This is a genomic window from Haemophilus sp. THUN1691 (assembly GCF_059704425.1).
Genome location: NZ_AP046578.1, coordinates 1,678,783 through 1,692,632 on the forward strand (window position 1 = coordinate 1,678,783; position 13,850 = coordinate 1,692,632).

Below are 13,850 nucleotides of genomic sequence, written 5' to 3' on the forward strand. Positions count from 1 at the left end.
TCATTTAACCTTTTCTAACAATTTCAGTCTATTATGCAGATTTCTCTATAAAAAATCATCAAAAGTGCGGTAATTTTTTACGGTACTTTTTCATTCTAATGATGATTTGATATAGATCACAAAAAAGTGGTAGGGTTTATAGTTTTATAAAAATGCTCGTGCTATACTCTGTGTGCTGTCTTACTGAGTGAGCAGTATTACTCAAAGCAAACAGATTTGTTTAACTTAAATAAAAGGTGAAAATCTTATGGCAATTAAAATTGGTATCAATGGTTTTGGTCGTATCGGCCGTATCGTATTCCGTGCGGCACAACACCGTGATGACATCGAAGTTGTAGGTATTAACGACTTAATCGACGTTGAATACATGGCTTATATGTTGAAATATGATTCAACTCACGGTCGTTTCGACGGTACTGTTGAAGTGAAAGATGGTAACTTAGTGGTTAATGGTAAAACTATCCGTGTAACTGCAGAACGTGATCCAGCAAACTTAAACTGGGGTGCAATCGGTGTTGATATCGCTGTTGAAGCGACAGGTTTATTCTTAACTGATGAAACTGCTCGTAAACACATCACTGCAGGCGCGAAAAAAGTTGTATTAACTGGTCCATCTAAAGATGCAACCCCTATGTTCGTTCGTGGTGTAAACTTCAACGCATACGCAGGTCAAGATATCGTTTCTAACGCATCTTGTACAACAAACTGTTTAGCTCCTTTAGCACGTGTTGTTCATGAAACTTTCGGTATCAAAGATGGTTTAATGACCACTGTTCACGCAACGACTGCAACTCAAAAAACTGTGGATGGCCCATCAGCTAAAGACTGGCGCGGCGGCCGCGGTGCATCACAAAACATCATTCCATCTTCAACAGGTGCAGCGAAAGCAGTAGGTAAAGTATTACCTGCATTAAACGGTAAATTAACTGGTATGGCTTTCCGTGTTCCAACTCCAAACGTATCTGTTGTTGACTTAACTGTTAACCTTGAAAAACCAGCTTCTTACGATGCAATCAAACAAGCAATCAAAGACGCAGCTGAAGGTAAAACTTTCAATGGCGAATTAAAAGGCGTATTAGGTTACACTGAAGATGCGGTTGTTTCTACTGACTTCAACGGCTGTACTTTAACTTCTGTATTTGATGCAGATGCTGGTATCGCATTAACTGATTCTTTCGTTAAATTAGTATCTTGGTACGATAACGAAACTGGTTACTCAAACAAAGTATTAGACTTAGTAGCTCACATTTACAACTACAAAGGCTAATTAAAACTTTGAAAAAATTAACCGCTCTTCGGAGCGGTTTTTTATTATCTAGAATTTAGTTTACGATCTAAAAATGAACAAAGGATCACTAAGAATGATTTAAAACAATCAATATTCTTCTGGCTTTCATTCCTATTTAAGATTATATTAGCGCACAACCGTTCGCTCAATGAAATAAAAAATAGGGTTAATATGAATCTCGATCTCCATTTTGTCCATCGTATTCAACAACAAGCCAAAACTCGTGCAAATATGACCGCACTTCGCTATAAAGAACACAGCTTGTGGAGAGATATCTCTTGGAAAAACTTTCAAGAGCAACTCAATCAACTTTCTCGAGCATTGCTTGCTCACAATATTGACGTACAAGATAAAATCGCCATTTTTGCCCATAATATGGAACGTTGGACAATCGCTGACATTGCGACCTTACAAATTCGAGCAATCACAGTACCTATTTACGCAACCAATACAGCCCAGCAAGCAGAATTTATCCTAAATCACGCCGATGTAAAAATTCTATTTGTCGGCGATCAAGAGCAATACGATCAAGCATTGGAAATTGTTCATCATTGTCCACAATTACAAAAAATCGTGGCAATGAAATCCACCATTCAATTACAACAAGATCCTCTTTCTTGCACTTGGGAAAGTTTTATTGAAACAGGTTCAAACGCCCAACAAGATGAACTAACCCAACGCTTAAACCAAAAACAATTATCGGATTTATTTACGATTATTTATACATCAGGCACAACGGGAGAACCTAAAGGTGTCATGTTAGATTACGCTAATCTCGCTCACCAATTAGAAGCTCATGATCTTTCACTTAATGTGACAGATCAGGATATTTCACTTTCTTTCTTACCGTTCTCTCATATTTTTGAACGGGCATGGGCGGCTTATATTCTTCATAGAGGTGCAATACTTTGCTATTTAGAAGACACCAACCAAGTGCGGTCAGCTTTAACAGAAATTCGCCCAACTTTAATGTGTGCCGTCCCACGTTTTTACGAAAAAATTTATGCCGCCGTATTGGATAAAGTTCAAAAAGCACCAAAACTTCGCCAAATTATGTTCCATTGGGCAATTTCCGTAGGACAAAAACATTTTGATTTACGTGCGAATAACAAAACTATTCCATTCTTATTGAAAAAACAATTTGCTTTAGCGGATAAATTAGTGCTCTCAAAACTTCGCCAATTATTGGGTGGTCGTATAAAAATGATGCCTTGCGGAGGAGCTAAATTAGAACCTGCTATTGGGCTATTTTTCCATGCTATTGGTATCAACATAAAATTAGGCTATGGCATGACAGAAACAACTGCGACCGTTTCTTGCTGGCATGATTGCCAATTTAACCCAAATTCAATCGGCACACTGATGCCAAAAGCGGAAGTGAAAATTGGGGAAAACAATGAAATCCTCGTGCGTGGCGGAATGGTGATGAAAGGCTATTACAAGAAGCCAGAAGAAACGGCTCAAGCCTTCACAGAAGATGGTTTCTTAAAAACTGGCGATGCGGGAGAATTTGACGAAAAAGGTAATTTATTTATTACCGATCGCATTAAAGAATTAATGAAAACCTCAAACGGCAAATATATCGCGCCACAATATATCGAAAGCAAAATTGGTAAAGATAAATTTATCGAACAAATTGCGATTATCGCCGATGCAAAAAAATATGTATCTGCACTTATTGTACCTTGCTTTGATAGTTTGGAAGAATACGCTAAACAGATCAATATTAAATATCATGACCGTTTAGAATTATTAAAAAATTCTGAAATTCTAAAAATGTTTGAGCAACGTATTAATGCGGTGCAAAAAGAATTGGCTCATTTCGAGCAAGTAAAAAAATTCACACTACTTTCTCAAGCATTTAGCATTAAATTGGGTGAAATTACACCAACATTAAAATTACGTAGAAAAGTTATTTTAGAACGTTATCGTAAGCAAATTGAAGATATGTATAATTCAAAAGAATCAAAAAATTTATAACTAAAAGGCTCTCGTTTGAGAGCCTTTTTCTTGCTAATTATTCAGGAAATTTTTCTTCCAAAATTAATGCTAACCCATCTTCATTATTGGTCGCAGTGACTACATTTGCAGCTTGTTTAATTTCATCAGGTGCATTTCCCATTGCCACCCCAAGCCCAACATGTTCTAGCATATCCAGATCATTAAAGTTATCACCAAACGCAATCACCTCATTGGTTTTTACGCCAAAACAATCTTCCAAAAAACGCACCGCACTTCCTTTGGTTGCCCCCTTGTGCATCACCTCTAAAAAGTTAGCATGAGAACGACAAATACTCAGATGTGGAAATTTTTCCTTTAAAATAATTTCAATCTCAATGATTTCTTGTGCTTCCCCAATAATCTGAATTTTATGTGGCGAACGTGTTGCTACTTCATCAAAAGGATGAATCTCAATTTTGGTGACGCTGCGTTCATAAATCACCCATTTATTTTCTACGTCGCGAGCATGGCAATCATTATTTGTATAATAATTCACGCCAAGCAACGGATGATCCGCCAAAACGGCATTAATATCTAAAATATCTTTTGGTTCAATTTGTACGCTATAAATTGGTTCAAGATGTTGATTCAAAATAAGCGCGCCACTAAATGCAACAAGTACATTATTCGTTTCAAGCTGTTTCCAATAAGGCAAAATACCTAAAGGAGAACGCGCCGAAATTGGCACAAAAGGAATGCCATTCGCCGTTAAACGCTTAATTGCTGCAACAGTTCGAGGGGAAATGGTATGTTGAGAGGTTAATAAGGTGCCATCAAAATCACTAAATACCGCTTTATACATCATTACTCCGAATAAAGATTATTTCTCTGCTAGATAAGGATCATCAAAACCTAATCCTTGCATAATTTGGGTTTCTAAACTTTCCATTTCTTCAGCTTCATCGTCTTCAATATGATCATAACCGAGTAAATGTAAGCAACCATGCACGACCATATGCGCCCAATGCGCCATTAATGGTTTCTCTTGTTCTGCAGCTTCTCGCTCCACGACTTGATGGCAAATAACGAGATCCCCTAACAATGGCAACTCCACCTCATCGGGGCATTCAAATGGAAATGAAAGTACGTTAGTCGGGCGATCCTTGCCACGATAAGTTAAATTTAAGTCATGGCTTTCGGATTCATCCACAATACGAACCGTCATTTCAACTTCATCCCCTTCTGGTTGAACAGCAGCTGTTGCCCACTGCACAATCTGTTCTTCTGTTGGCAAACCCTCTATATTTTCTGTGGCAATTTGCAGATCAACGAATATACTTCCCATTTTACTCTCCTAAATTCTTTTCAATTTCTGACCGCTCTTTTTCACGTTCGGCTTTACGAAGCTCCGCTAATTCTTTGCGACGAATTTCATCTTGCACTTCCCATTCTTCGTATGCTTGCACGACTTTAGCCACCACCGGATGACGCACAATATCTTTGCTATCAAAATAGTTAAAACTTAATTCTGGTACTTTTTCCAACACTTCAATAGCATGGCGTAAACCAGATTTTGTGCTACGAGGTAAGTCAATTTGCGTAATATCGCCCGTAATCACAGCTTTAGAATTAAAACCAATACGGGTTAAAAACATTTTCATTTGCTCAACTGTCGTATTTTGGCTTTCATCTAAAATAATAAAACTATCATTAAGTGTACGCCCACGCATATAAGCCAAAGGCGCAATTTCAATAACATTACGTTCCATTAATTTTTGCACACGCTCAAAACCTAACATTTCAAACAAAGCATCATAAAGCGGGCGTAAATAAGGTTCGATTTTCTGACCTAAATCCCCTGGTAAAAAACCTAGCTTTTCGCCAGCTTCCACCGCAGGTCTCGTCAGTAAGACACGACGAATTTCTTGACGTTCTAAGGCTTCAACTGCAGCAGCAACAGCTAAGAATGTTTTCCCCGTTCCTGCTGGGCCAATACCAAAACTAATATCGTGAGTTAAAATATTATGCAAATATTGAACTTGATTTTCGCCTCGAGGTTTAATCACACCTCGTTTAGTTTTAATCGTTGTACTAAAAACATTATTTTCAGCACGGTTCGGTTCAGCTTGAGATAACATTCGGCTTTCTTGTAAAGCCATATGCACATCTTCCAAATCTAACTCTTTCACTTTACCTTTTACAGGCGCAGTTTCTACATATAAATCTTGGATTAATTTCACCGCACTTTTTATCAATTTTGCACGATGAGGTTTTGGCTCCTCTTCCACTGTATCAATATTAAAAGTGAAATTATGACGAGCAATGACAAGATTAAATTCTTTTTCGATAAGTTTTAGATGATCATCAAATGCACCACATAAAGATTGCAAACGTGCGTTATCTTGAGGTTCGAGAGTAAATGAAAGCATGAGGATACTAAGCTGGTGAAAATTGCGGTTATTCTAGCGTAATTACCACTTCATGGGAAATAATCATCACTTTGTTTTCTCCCCCATATCCTCTCTATAATATGCATGCTTAATTATATGACAAGTTGGATATATTATTATGACCTAACATAACCCTTACGACGAACTTAGATTACATCCAACCAGCCACACTATAAACAAAATTCAAAGCAATCAATCTATTGAAGGAGAGCTAACCGCTCTCCTGTTTCTTTGCCAAAAGAAAAATTGAGAATTATTTGCATTTGAATAAGTTTATAAATAGAATAAAGGCTATTCAAACTTAACTAAAACATTCATTCTCATAAAACAAGGAGTTTTCAATGACATTCAAATCTTTCAAAATTGCGACACTCGCTGCTGCACTTACATTCTCAGCAAGTAGCTTTGCCGACATTACCGTTTACAATGGCCAACATAAAGAAGCTGCAAAAGCCGTAGCTGATGCATTTACGCAAGAAACCGGCATCAAAGTCACTTTAAATAGTGCTAAAAGCGAACAGTTAGCTGGTCAACTTAAAGAAGAAGGCGATAAAAGCCCAGCCGATATATTCTATTCAGAACAAACATCTCCATTTGCCGCACTTTCTGAAGCAGGTTTATTAGAACCACTTTCAGCCAATACGATCAAACAAACCTCTCACCAAGGTGTACCAGTGGCGCCTAAAAAAGATTGGATTGCATTAAGTGGTCGTTCTCGTGTTGTGGTTTATGATCACACTAAATTATCTGAAAAAGATATGGAAAAATCAGTGCTTGATTACGCTACACCAAAATGGAAAGATAAAATCGGTTATGTACCAACCTCTGGTGCATTCTTAGAACAAGTTGTAGCTATTGTTAAACTAAAAGGCGAGAAAGTTGCGCTTAATTGGTTAAAAGGCTTAAAAGAAAATGGTAAACTTTACGCGAAAAACAGTGTTGCATTGCAAGCTGTTGAAAATGGCGAAGTACCTGCAGCCTTAATTAATAACTACTACTGGTATGCATTAGCAAAAGAAAAAGGCGCAGAAAACTTAAAAACTCGCTTGTACTTTATTCGTCATAAAGACCCTGGTGCATTAGTCACTTACTCTGGTGCTGCAATCTTAAAATCATCTAAAAATAAAGAAGAAGCGAAAAAATTCGTGGACTTCTTAGCAAGCAAAAAAGGTCAAGAAGCCTTAGTTGCTGTACGTGCAGAATATCCATTACGTACAGATGTGACTTCTCCATTCAATATGGAACCTTATGCTAAATTGCAAGCGCCGGTAGTTTCAGCAACTACTGCTCAAGATAAAGAACAAGCAAATAAATTAATTGAAGAAGCTGGTTTAAAATAAGCCCGCTAACGTCGCAACTGTATTTTCACTAAAAGTGGAGATACAGTTGCCACATATAAAGGACTATCTTTTGACCCGAACGCCCCCACTTTGGCTCACCATCATTATTTTACTTATTGGTTTACCGCTCTTATTACCATTTCTGTATATTCTTTTCCGTGCGATTGAAGTCGGATTAGATCGTAGCCTTGAGCTTCTTATTCGTCCGAGAATGGCGGAATTACTGAGCAATACAATGCTTCTTATGGTCTGTGTGACTATTGGTTCCATTTTTCTCGGTACGCTTTGTGCATTTTTAATTGAACGCTATCATTTTTTCGGCAAATCATTTTTTGAAGTGGCGATGAGTTTGCCACTTTGTATTCCAGCCTTTGTGAGCTGTTTTACTTGGATCAGTCTCACCTTTCGAGTAGAAGGTTTTTGGGGAACAATTGGTATCATGACATTAAGCTCTTTCCCACTCGCTTACTTGCCTATTTCAGCCACACTTAAACGACTTGACCGCTCTCTTGAAGAAGTAAGTCTTTCATTAGGAAAAAGCCAAACTTACACCTTTTGGCACGCTATTTTCCCGCAATTAAAACCAGCAATCGGTAGCAGTTTGTTACTGATAGCATTACATATGCTGGTAGATTTTGGTGCAGTTTCAATTTTAAATTACCAAACATTCACCACAGCTATTTTCCAAGAATATGAAATGTCTTTTAATAATAGCACCGCAGCACTACTTTCCGCTGTATTAATGGCAATTTGTAGCATTATTGTGCTGGGAGAAACATTCTTCCGTGGTAAACAAACGCTTTACAACAGCGGCAAAGGTGTCACTCGTCCTTATCCAGTAAAAACGCTTTCTTTTGGCAAACAATGTTTAACCTTCGGCTTTTTCTCTAGCATATTCATCTTAAGCATTGGCGTGCCTGTGATTATGTTAATTTACTGGCTTATCGTAGGTCATTCACTCGAAAGTGCGGGTGATTTTTCAGAATTTTTATCGGCATTCAGCAGTTCATTTATTATTTCAAGCCTAGGCGCATTGCTTACCGTAATTTGTGCTTTGCCATTGGTTTGGGCAGCTGTACGCTATCGTAGCAAATTAACAATTTGGATCGATCGATTACCTTACCTATTACACGCCGTACCTGGCTTAGTTATCGCATTATCGCTGATCTACTTTACGATCAACTATGCCAACAGCTTATATCAAACCTTTTTAGTTATTATCGTAGCTTACTTTATGCTCTATTTACCAATGGCACAAACCGCACTTAGAGCCTCACTTGAGCAACTATCTGATAATATTGAGAAAGTCGGACAAAGCCTAGGACGAAGTCCATTCTATATTTTCCGGACTTTAACATTACCCGCAATGCTACCAGGCATTGCGGCGGCATTCTCTCTAGTATTTTTGAATTTAATGAAAGAGCTTACTGCAACACTTTTGCTCACGCCAAACGACATCAAAACCCTTTCGATTGCCGTTTGGGAATATACCAGTGATGCGCAATACGCCGCGGCAACGCCTTATGCCTTAATGCTCGTTCTCTTTTCAGGGATTCCTGTGTTTTTATTGAAAAAATATGCATTTAAATAAAATGATAAATAATCCGTTATTATCCGTTAAAAATCTCAATAAATTTTTTAATGAACAACAAGTTCTACACGATATTTCCTTTACCTTGCAACGAGGTGAAATCCTCTTTTTGCTTGGTGCTTCTGGTTGTGGAAAAACAACGTTATTGCGAGCGATCGCAGGATTTGAACAACCCAATACGGGCGAAATTTGGCTAAAAGAGCGGTTAATTTTTGGTGAGAATACGAATGTGTCAACGCAACAGCGTCATCTAGGTTATGTGGTGCAAGAAGGTGTGCTTTTCCCTCACTTAAATGTCTATCGCAACATTGCTTACGGATTAGGGAATGGAAAAGAGAAAACGGATGAGGAGAAAATGCGGATTGAGCAGGCAATGCAACTCACTGGAATTAGTGAACTGGCAGAACGTTTTCCTCACCAACTGTCAGGCGGACAACAACAGCGTGTTGCCCTTGCACGAGCACTAGCGCCGAATCCCGAACTGATTTTATTAGACGAACCTTTTAGTGCCTTAGATGAACATCTTCGCCAGCAAATTCGTCATGATATGCTGAAAGCACTACGTCAAAGCGGTGCATCAGCGATTTTCGTCACCCATGATCGTGATGAAGCATTACGTTATGCAGATAAAATCGCGGTTATCCAACAAGGAAAAATTTTACAAATCGACACGCCTCGTACACTTTATTGGTCGCCTAATCATATTGAAACCGCAAGTTTTATTGGTGACAACATCGTGTTATCGGCGAATCTGATTGATGAAAACACAGTTCAATGCCAATTAGGTAATATTCCTGTAAAAAATAAATCAATCTCGCTGAAAAAAGGTAAGATTTTGCTTCGTCCAGAACAATTCAGCCTGTTTAAAACATCGGAAAATCCAATCGCACTTTTCAAAGGGCAAGTAAAACAAATCGAATTTAAAGGGAAAATTACCACTATTCAAATTGAAATTAATGGCTACGCAATATGGATTGAGAACATCATTTCCCCTGATTTATCTATTGGCGATGAGCTACCAATTTATTTGCATGGAAAAGGGCTTTTTTACGCCTAAGAATAAAGCCTTATCTTCACGATAAGGCTTTATTTTTAAACAATATATTCAGAAAAAATTTGTTCAAGATTTGATATTAAACAGTCTGCGCCTAAAATATTTTCCCCTTTCCATGCCTGTTGCAAAATGTCTGGAGAAAATTGCTGGCTTGCCAATTCAGCTAACGGCAAATAACTGATATGCCAAGGCTCCCTCCCCACTTTCTTATTGGACTGCATATTTATAAAAGGTAAAGCAAAATCAAAGTGCGGTAAATTTTCGGTAAGAAATTCACTCAATTCAAAGAAATAGCCGCCTTTTTCATATTCCCAAGGCTCCAGTTGTAAAGATTGACCTTGTGGCAAAAGATCAGGATCGAAAATATCCACTTCCGTTCCCCAATGATGACGGCTCGCCCCCGGTAATGCAGACCAACGTAAAATCGCCTGACATTTTTGCCAGTCATCTAATTGGTTCAAATCTAATGCCTTTCCTGTGTCATCATGGACTTTTCTCTCGCCCTTAAATTTGCTGTTCCAAATAAGCTGTTGCCGTTCAAAATCACGAAAACTGCTCGCTGGCTGTAAATTAAAGCCATTTTTTGCCGCACTTTTTTGCAGCCCTTGAAATGCGTTCACAGCTTGCGTTTGCAAAAAATGATTTGATGAATGAGTTGCGGGTAAATTGACTAAATGCTCACGGGACTTTCCTGTAAGCATTTCTGGGGTTAATTTCATTTTAGTTATCCAATAAATTCACTAACATTTTTTGATAAATTTCACCGCACTTGCCAAGATCTTCTACACAGACGCATTCATTTACTTTATGAATTGTTGCGTTAAGTGGACCAAATTCCACTACTTCTGCGCCCATCAATGCAATAAAACGACCGTCTGACGTGCCACCACCTGTTTCGGCCTTTGGCGTTATGCCTGTGATTTCCTCAATAGCGGAGGTTATCGAATCTAATAATTTACCCGGTTTTGTTAAAAACGGTTTACCTGATAAATTCCATTCAATACGATATTTCAAATTATGTTTTTCTAGCATTTCAACCACTTTTTGCTTGATGATTTCATCTGTTACTTCTGTGCAATAACGCAAATTGAACTGAATATATAACTCGCCTGGAATCACATTATTACTTCCTGTACCCGCATGAATATTAGCAATTTGTAGGCTTGTGGGAGGGAAAAACTCATTGCCTTCATCCCATTGGTAAGTTGTTAATTCTTGCAAAAATGGGGCTGCTTTATGGATTGGGTTTTCGGCTAAATGCGGATATGCCACATGCCCTTGAATCCCCTGAATATAAAGATTTCCTGTAATTGAACCGCGGCGACCATTTTTGACAACATCGCCTAAGTTTTTAGCACTCGATGGCTCGCCAACCATACAATAAGTAATTTTTTCACCACGTGCCATTAAAGCTTCAACCACACGCACTGTACCATCTTTTGCAGCAGCCTCTTCATCAGATGTAATCAATAATGCAATGGTGCCCTTATGATTAGGATTTGCTTTTACATATTCTTCTGCCGCAACAATCATTGCAGCAAGGGAGCCTTTCATATCCGCCGCACCGCGACCATAAAGCATGCCATCAATAATTTCAGCAGAAAACGGCGAATATGACCATTGATTTTCATCGCCTGTAGGCACAACATCCGTATGTCCCGCAAAAGCAATCACAGGCTCACCCGCTCCGTGCTTTGCCCACAAATTCAGCGTATCATTAAAAGGCATCCATTCAATTTGAAAACCTAACTTTTCTAAACGTTCGGCGATAATTTGCTGACAGCCTTCGTCATTAGGGCTAATAGACGGTCGACGAATTAAATCTCGCGCCAACGAAACCACTTTTTCTTTCATAAAAACTCCTAAGAAAATAACCGTACTTTAAGCAAAAACAGCCTGATATTCCTTTTCATTAAAACCAATTAATGCTTTCCCATCTTGTAAAATAATTGGGCGTTTAATCAAGGTTGGATTTTCCTCCAACACGGAAAGTGCGGTGGTTTTATCAAGGGAATTTTTAACTTGCTCATCCAAATTACGCCAAGTTGTACTACGTTTATTCACCAACATATCCCAGCCAAATTGAGCTTCCGCTTGGGTTAAGAAATTCAAATCTAACCCATCAACACGGTAGTCGTGAAGTTTGTATTCAATATTGTGATCCGCCAGCCATTTCAACGCTTTCTTCACTGTATCGCAATTTTTAATGCCGTAAACTGTAATCATATTTCACCTAAAAAAGAAAAATCCTCAATCTAATCAGATTGAGGATTTTAACCCTTATACTACTTCATCTCAAATGAATTAACCTAACAACTTATTGATACGTTTAATAAACGCAGCTGGATTTTCCAAAGATCCGCGCTCTGCCAACATGGCTTGTTCGAGCAACAATTCCACCCAATCAGCAAATTCAATTTCATCTGCAATATCAGCCACTTTTTTCACTAAATGATGTTCTGGATTAAGTTCAAAGGTGTATTTTACTTCTGGTACAGGTTGTCCTGCGGCTGCAAACAATTTCGCCATTTGGGTCGTCATTTGATCATTATCCGTAGAAACCACCGCTGGTGTATCCGTTAAATTGTGAGTTAAACGCACCGTTTTCACACGTTCACCAAGCAAGTTTTTCACACGCTCAATAAAACTACCAAAGGCTTCATCTTGTTGTTTTTGTGTTTCAGATTCTTTATCTGCTAAATCACCTAAATCCAAATCGGCTTTTGTAATACTTTGTAATTGTTTACCATCGAATTCAGTTAAATAGCTTAACATCCATTCATCAATGCGATCGGAAAGCAATAAAACCTCAATGCCTTTTTTATTGAATAATTCCAAGTGTGGGCTATTTTTCGCTGCAACATAACTATCCGCTGTAATGTAATAGATAGCTTTTTGTCCCTCTTTCATACGTGAGATGTAATCTTCTAAAGACACAGTTTGCTCACTGCTATCATTATGTGTTGAAGCAAAACGTAATAACCTCGCAACAGTTTCTTTGTTAGCAAAATCTTCTGCAGGTCCTTCTTTCAAGACTAAACCAAACTCTTTCCAGAATTGCAGATATTTTTCTGTATCATCTTTTGCTAATTTTTCTAGCATTTGTAATGAACGCTTAGTTAATGCTTTGCGTAATGCCGCAGTAATTTTGTTATCCTGTAAAATTTCACGAGATACATTTAATGGCAAATCATTGCTATCGATTAAACCACGCATAAAACGTAGATAATTCGGCATAAATTGCTCAGCATCATCCATAATAAATACGCGTTGAACATAAAGTTTTAAGCCGTGTTTATGTTCACGATTAAATAAATCCCAAGGTGCTTTAGCTGGCACATAAAGCAAACTAGTATATGCTTGATTTCCTTCCACTTTGTTATGCGCCCAAGTCACAGGATCAGCAAAATCGTGGCTTAAATGTTTGTAAAACTCTTTGTATTCTTCATCAGAAACATCATTTTTAGAACGCGTCCAAAGTGCATCGGATTTATTAATTTTCTCCCATTTTTCACCGCACTCTTTGCCTTCATCATCGTATTCTTTCGTCAGCATTTCCACTGGCAAACCAATATGGTCAGAATATTTACCGATAATTTCACGCAAACGCCATTCGTTTAAAAATTCTTTTTCATCTTCGCGTAAATGTAAAATCACATCTGTGCCACGGGATTTTTTCTCAATATCCGCCACAGAATATTCGCCTTCGCCCGCAGATTCCCAAAGTACCGCTTTATCCGCCTCTTCGCCAGCCGCTCTAGTTTTTACAGTCACTTTATCTGCCACAATAAAAGCAGAATAAAAACCCACACCAAACTGCCCAATAAGCTGGCTGTTTTTTGCTTGATCTTGACCAAGTGCGGTTAAAAATTCTTTTGTTCCTGATTTTGCAATCGTTCCCAAATGATCGATGACTTTCTCGCGAGTCATACCAATGCCGTTATCACTAATCGTGATCGTTCCTTTATCCGCATCAAAGCTAACACGCACACGCAAGTCACCATCACCTTCATATAAAGCAGGGTTGGAAAGTGCTTTAAAGCGTAATTTATCTGCTGCATCAGAAGCATTAGAAATTAATTCACGTAAGAAAATTTCTTTGTTGGAATACAAAGAATGAATCATTAATTGGAGAAGTTGTTTGACTTCAGATTGGAAGCCGCGAGTTTCTTGATTTTGTGACATA

12 protein-coding genes are annotated in these 13,850 nt (G+C 38.2%); 5 read left to right on the forward strand and 7 right to left on the reverse strand.

Annotation, left to right across the window (positions count from 1 at the left end):
- Window positions 1–247 precede the first annotated feature (247 nt).
- Window positions 248–1,267 carry a type I glyceraldehyde-3-phosphate dehydrogenase gene (gene gap / locus AC6H0J_RS08065; protein ID WP_005634934.1) on the forward strand — a complete coding sequence of 340 codons (1,020 nt, stop codon included), beginning with the start codon at window positions 248–250 and terminating at the stop codon, window positions 1,265–1,267.
- 192 nt (window positions 1,268–1,459) lie between these two features.
- Window positions 1,460–3,268, forward strand: a complete 1,809-nt coding sequence (locus tag AC6H0J_RS08070) for an AMP-dependent synthetase/ligase (protein ID WP_118817440.1) — start codon at window positions 1,460–1,462, stop codon at window positions 3,266–3,268.
- Window positions 3,269–3,305: 37 nt separating this feature from the next.
- On the opposite strand, the gene AC6H0J_RS08075 is transcribed toward AC6H0J_RS08070, so the two are convergent.
- The 3 genes from AC6H0J_RS08075 to AC6H0J_RS08085 are packed head-to-tail and all read right to left on the reverse strand — an operon-like array spanning window position 3,306 to window position 5,658.
- Window positions 3,306–4,091, reverse strand: a complete 786-nt coding sequence (locus tag AC6H0J_RS08075; protein ID WP_192885348.1) for a Cof-type HAD-IIB family hydrolase — start codon at window positions 4,089–4,091, stop codon at window positions 3,306–3,308.
- 18 nt (window positions 4,092–4,109) lie between these two features.
- On the reverse strand, window positions 4,110–4,574 hold the full coding sequence (gene ybeY / locus AC6H0J_RS08080) for an rRNA maturation RNase YbeY (RefSeq protein ID WP_046953512.1): 465 nt from the start codon (window positions 4,572–4,574) through the stop codon (window positions 4,110–4,112).
- A gap of 1 nt (window position 4,575) precedes the next feature.
- A complete protein-coding gene (locus tag AC6H0J_RS08085; protein WP_118817438.1) occupies window positions 4,576–5,658 on the reverse strand; it encodes a PhoH family protein in 1,083 nt (360 codons plus the stop codon).
- 362 nt (window positions 5,659–6,020) lie between these two features.
- Here AC6H0J_RS08085 and AC6H0J_RS08090 point away from each other — a divergent pair, with 362 nt between their 5' ends.
- The 3 genes from AC6H0J_RS08090 to fbpC all read left to right on the forward strand — a co-directional run bounded on the left by AC6H0J_RS08090 (window position 6,021) and on the right by fbpC (window position 9,667).
- Window positions 6,021–7,019: an iron ABC transporter substrate-binding protein gene (locus AC6H0J_RS08090; protein WP_118817437.1), complete on the forward strand. Its 999-nt coding sequence runs from the start codon at window positions 6,021–6,023 to the stop codon at window positions 7,017–7,019.
- Window positions 7,020–7,089: 70 nt separating this feature from the next.
- Window positions 7,090–8,610, forward strand: coding sequence for an ABC transporter permease (locus AC6H0J_RS08095; protein ID WP_118817436.1), 1,521 nt, complete (start codon window positions 7,090–7,092; stop codon window positions 8,608–8,610).
- Window positions 8,597–9,667, forward strand: a complete 1,071-nt coding sequence (gene fbpC, locus AC6H0J_RS08100) for a Fe(3+) ABC transporter ATP-binding protein FbpC (protein ID WP_192885347.1) — start codon at window positions 8,597–8,599, stop codon at window positions 9,665–9,667. Before AC6H0J_RS08095 ends, fbpC begins: the two co-directional genes overlap by 14 nt.
- Window positions 9,668–9,702: 35 nt before the next feature.
- On the opposite strand, the gene AC6H0J_RS08105 is transcribed toward fbpC, so the two are convergent.
- The 4 genes from AC6H0J_RS08105 to htpG all read right to left on the reverse strand — a co-directional run bounded on the left by AC6H0J_RS08105 (window position 9,703) and on the right by htpG (window position 13,849).
- On the reverse strand, window positions 9,703–10,383 hold the full coding sequence (locus AC6H0J_RS08105) for a M15 family metallopeptidase (RefSeq protein WP_118817435.1): 681 nt from the start codon (window positions 10,381–10,383) through the stop codon (window positions 9,703–9,705).
- A gap of 1 nt (window position 10,384) precedes the next feature.
- Window positions 10,385–11,518: a succinyl-diaminopimelate desuccinylase gene (gene dapE, locus AC6H0J_RS08110; RefSeq protein ID WP_118817434.1), complete on the reverse strand. Its 1,134-nt coding sequence runs from the start codon at window positions 11,516–11,518 to the stop codon at window positions 10,385–10,387.
- Window positions 11,519–11,545: 27 nt separating this feature from the next.
- On the reverse strand, window positions 11,546–11,890 hold the full coding sequence (locus AC6H0J_RS08115; RefSeq protein ID WP_005625764.1) for an ArsC family reductase: 345 nt from the start codon (window positions 11,888–11,890) through the stop codon (window positions 11,546–11,548).
- Between the two features lie 78 nt (window positions 11,891–11,968).
- Window positions 11,969–13,849, reverse strand: a complete 1,881-nt coding sequence (gene htpG, locus AC6H0J_RS08120) for a molecular chaperone HtpG (protein WP_497513460.1) — start codon at window positions 13,847–13,849, stop codon at window positions 11,969–11,971.
- Window position 13,850 lies beyond the last annotated feature (1 nt).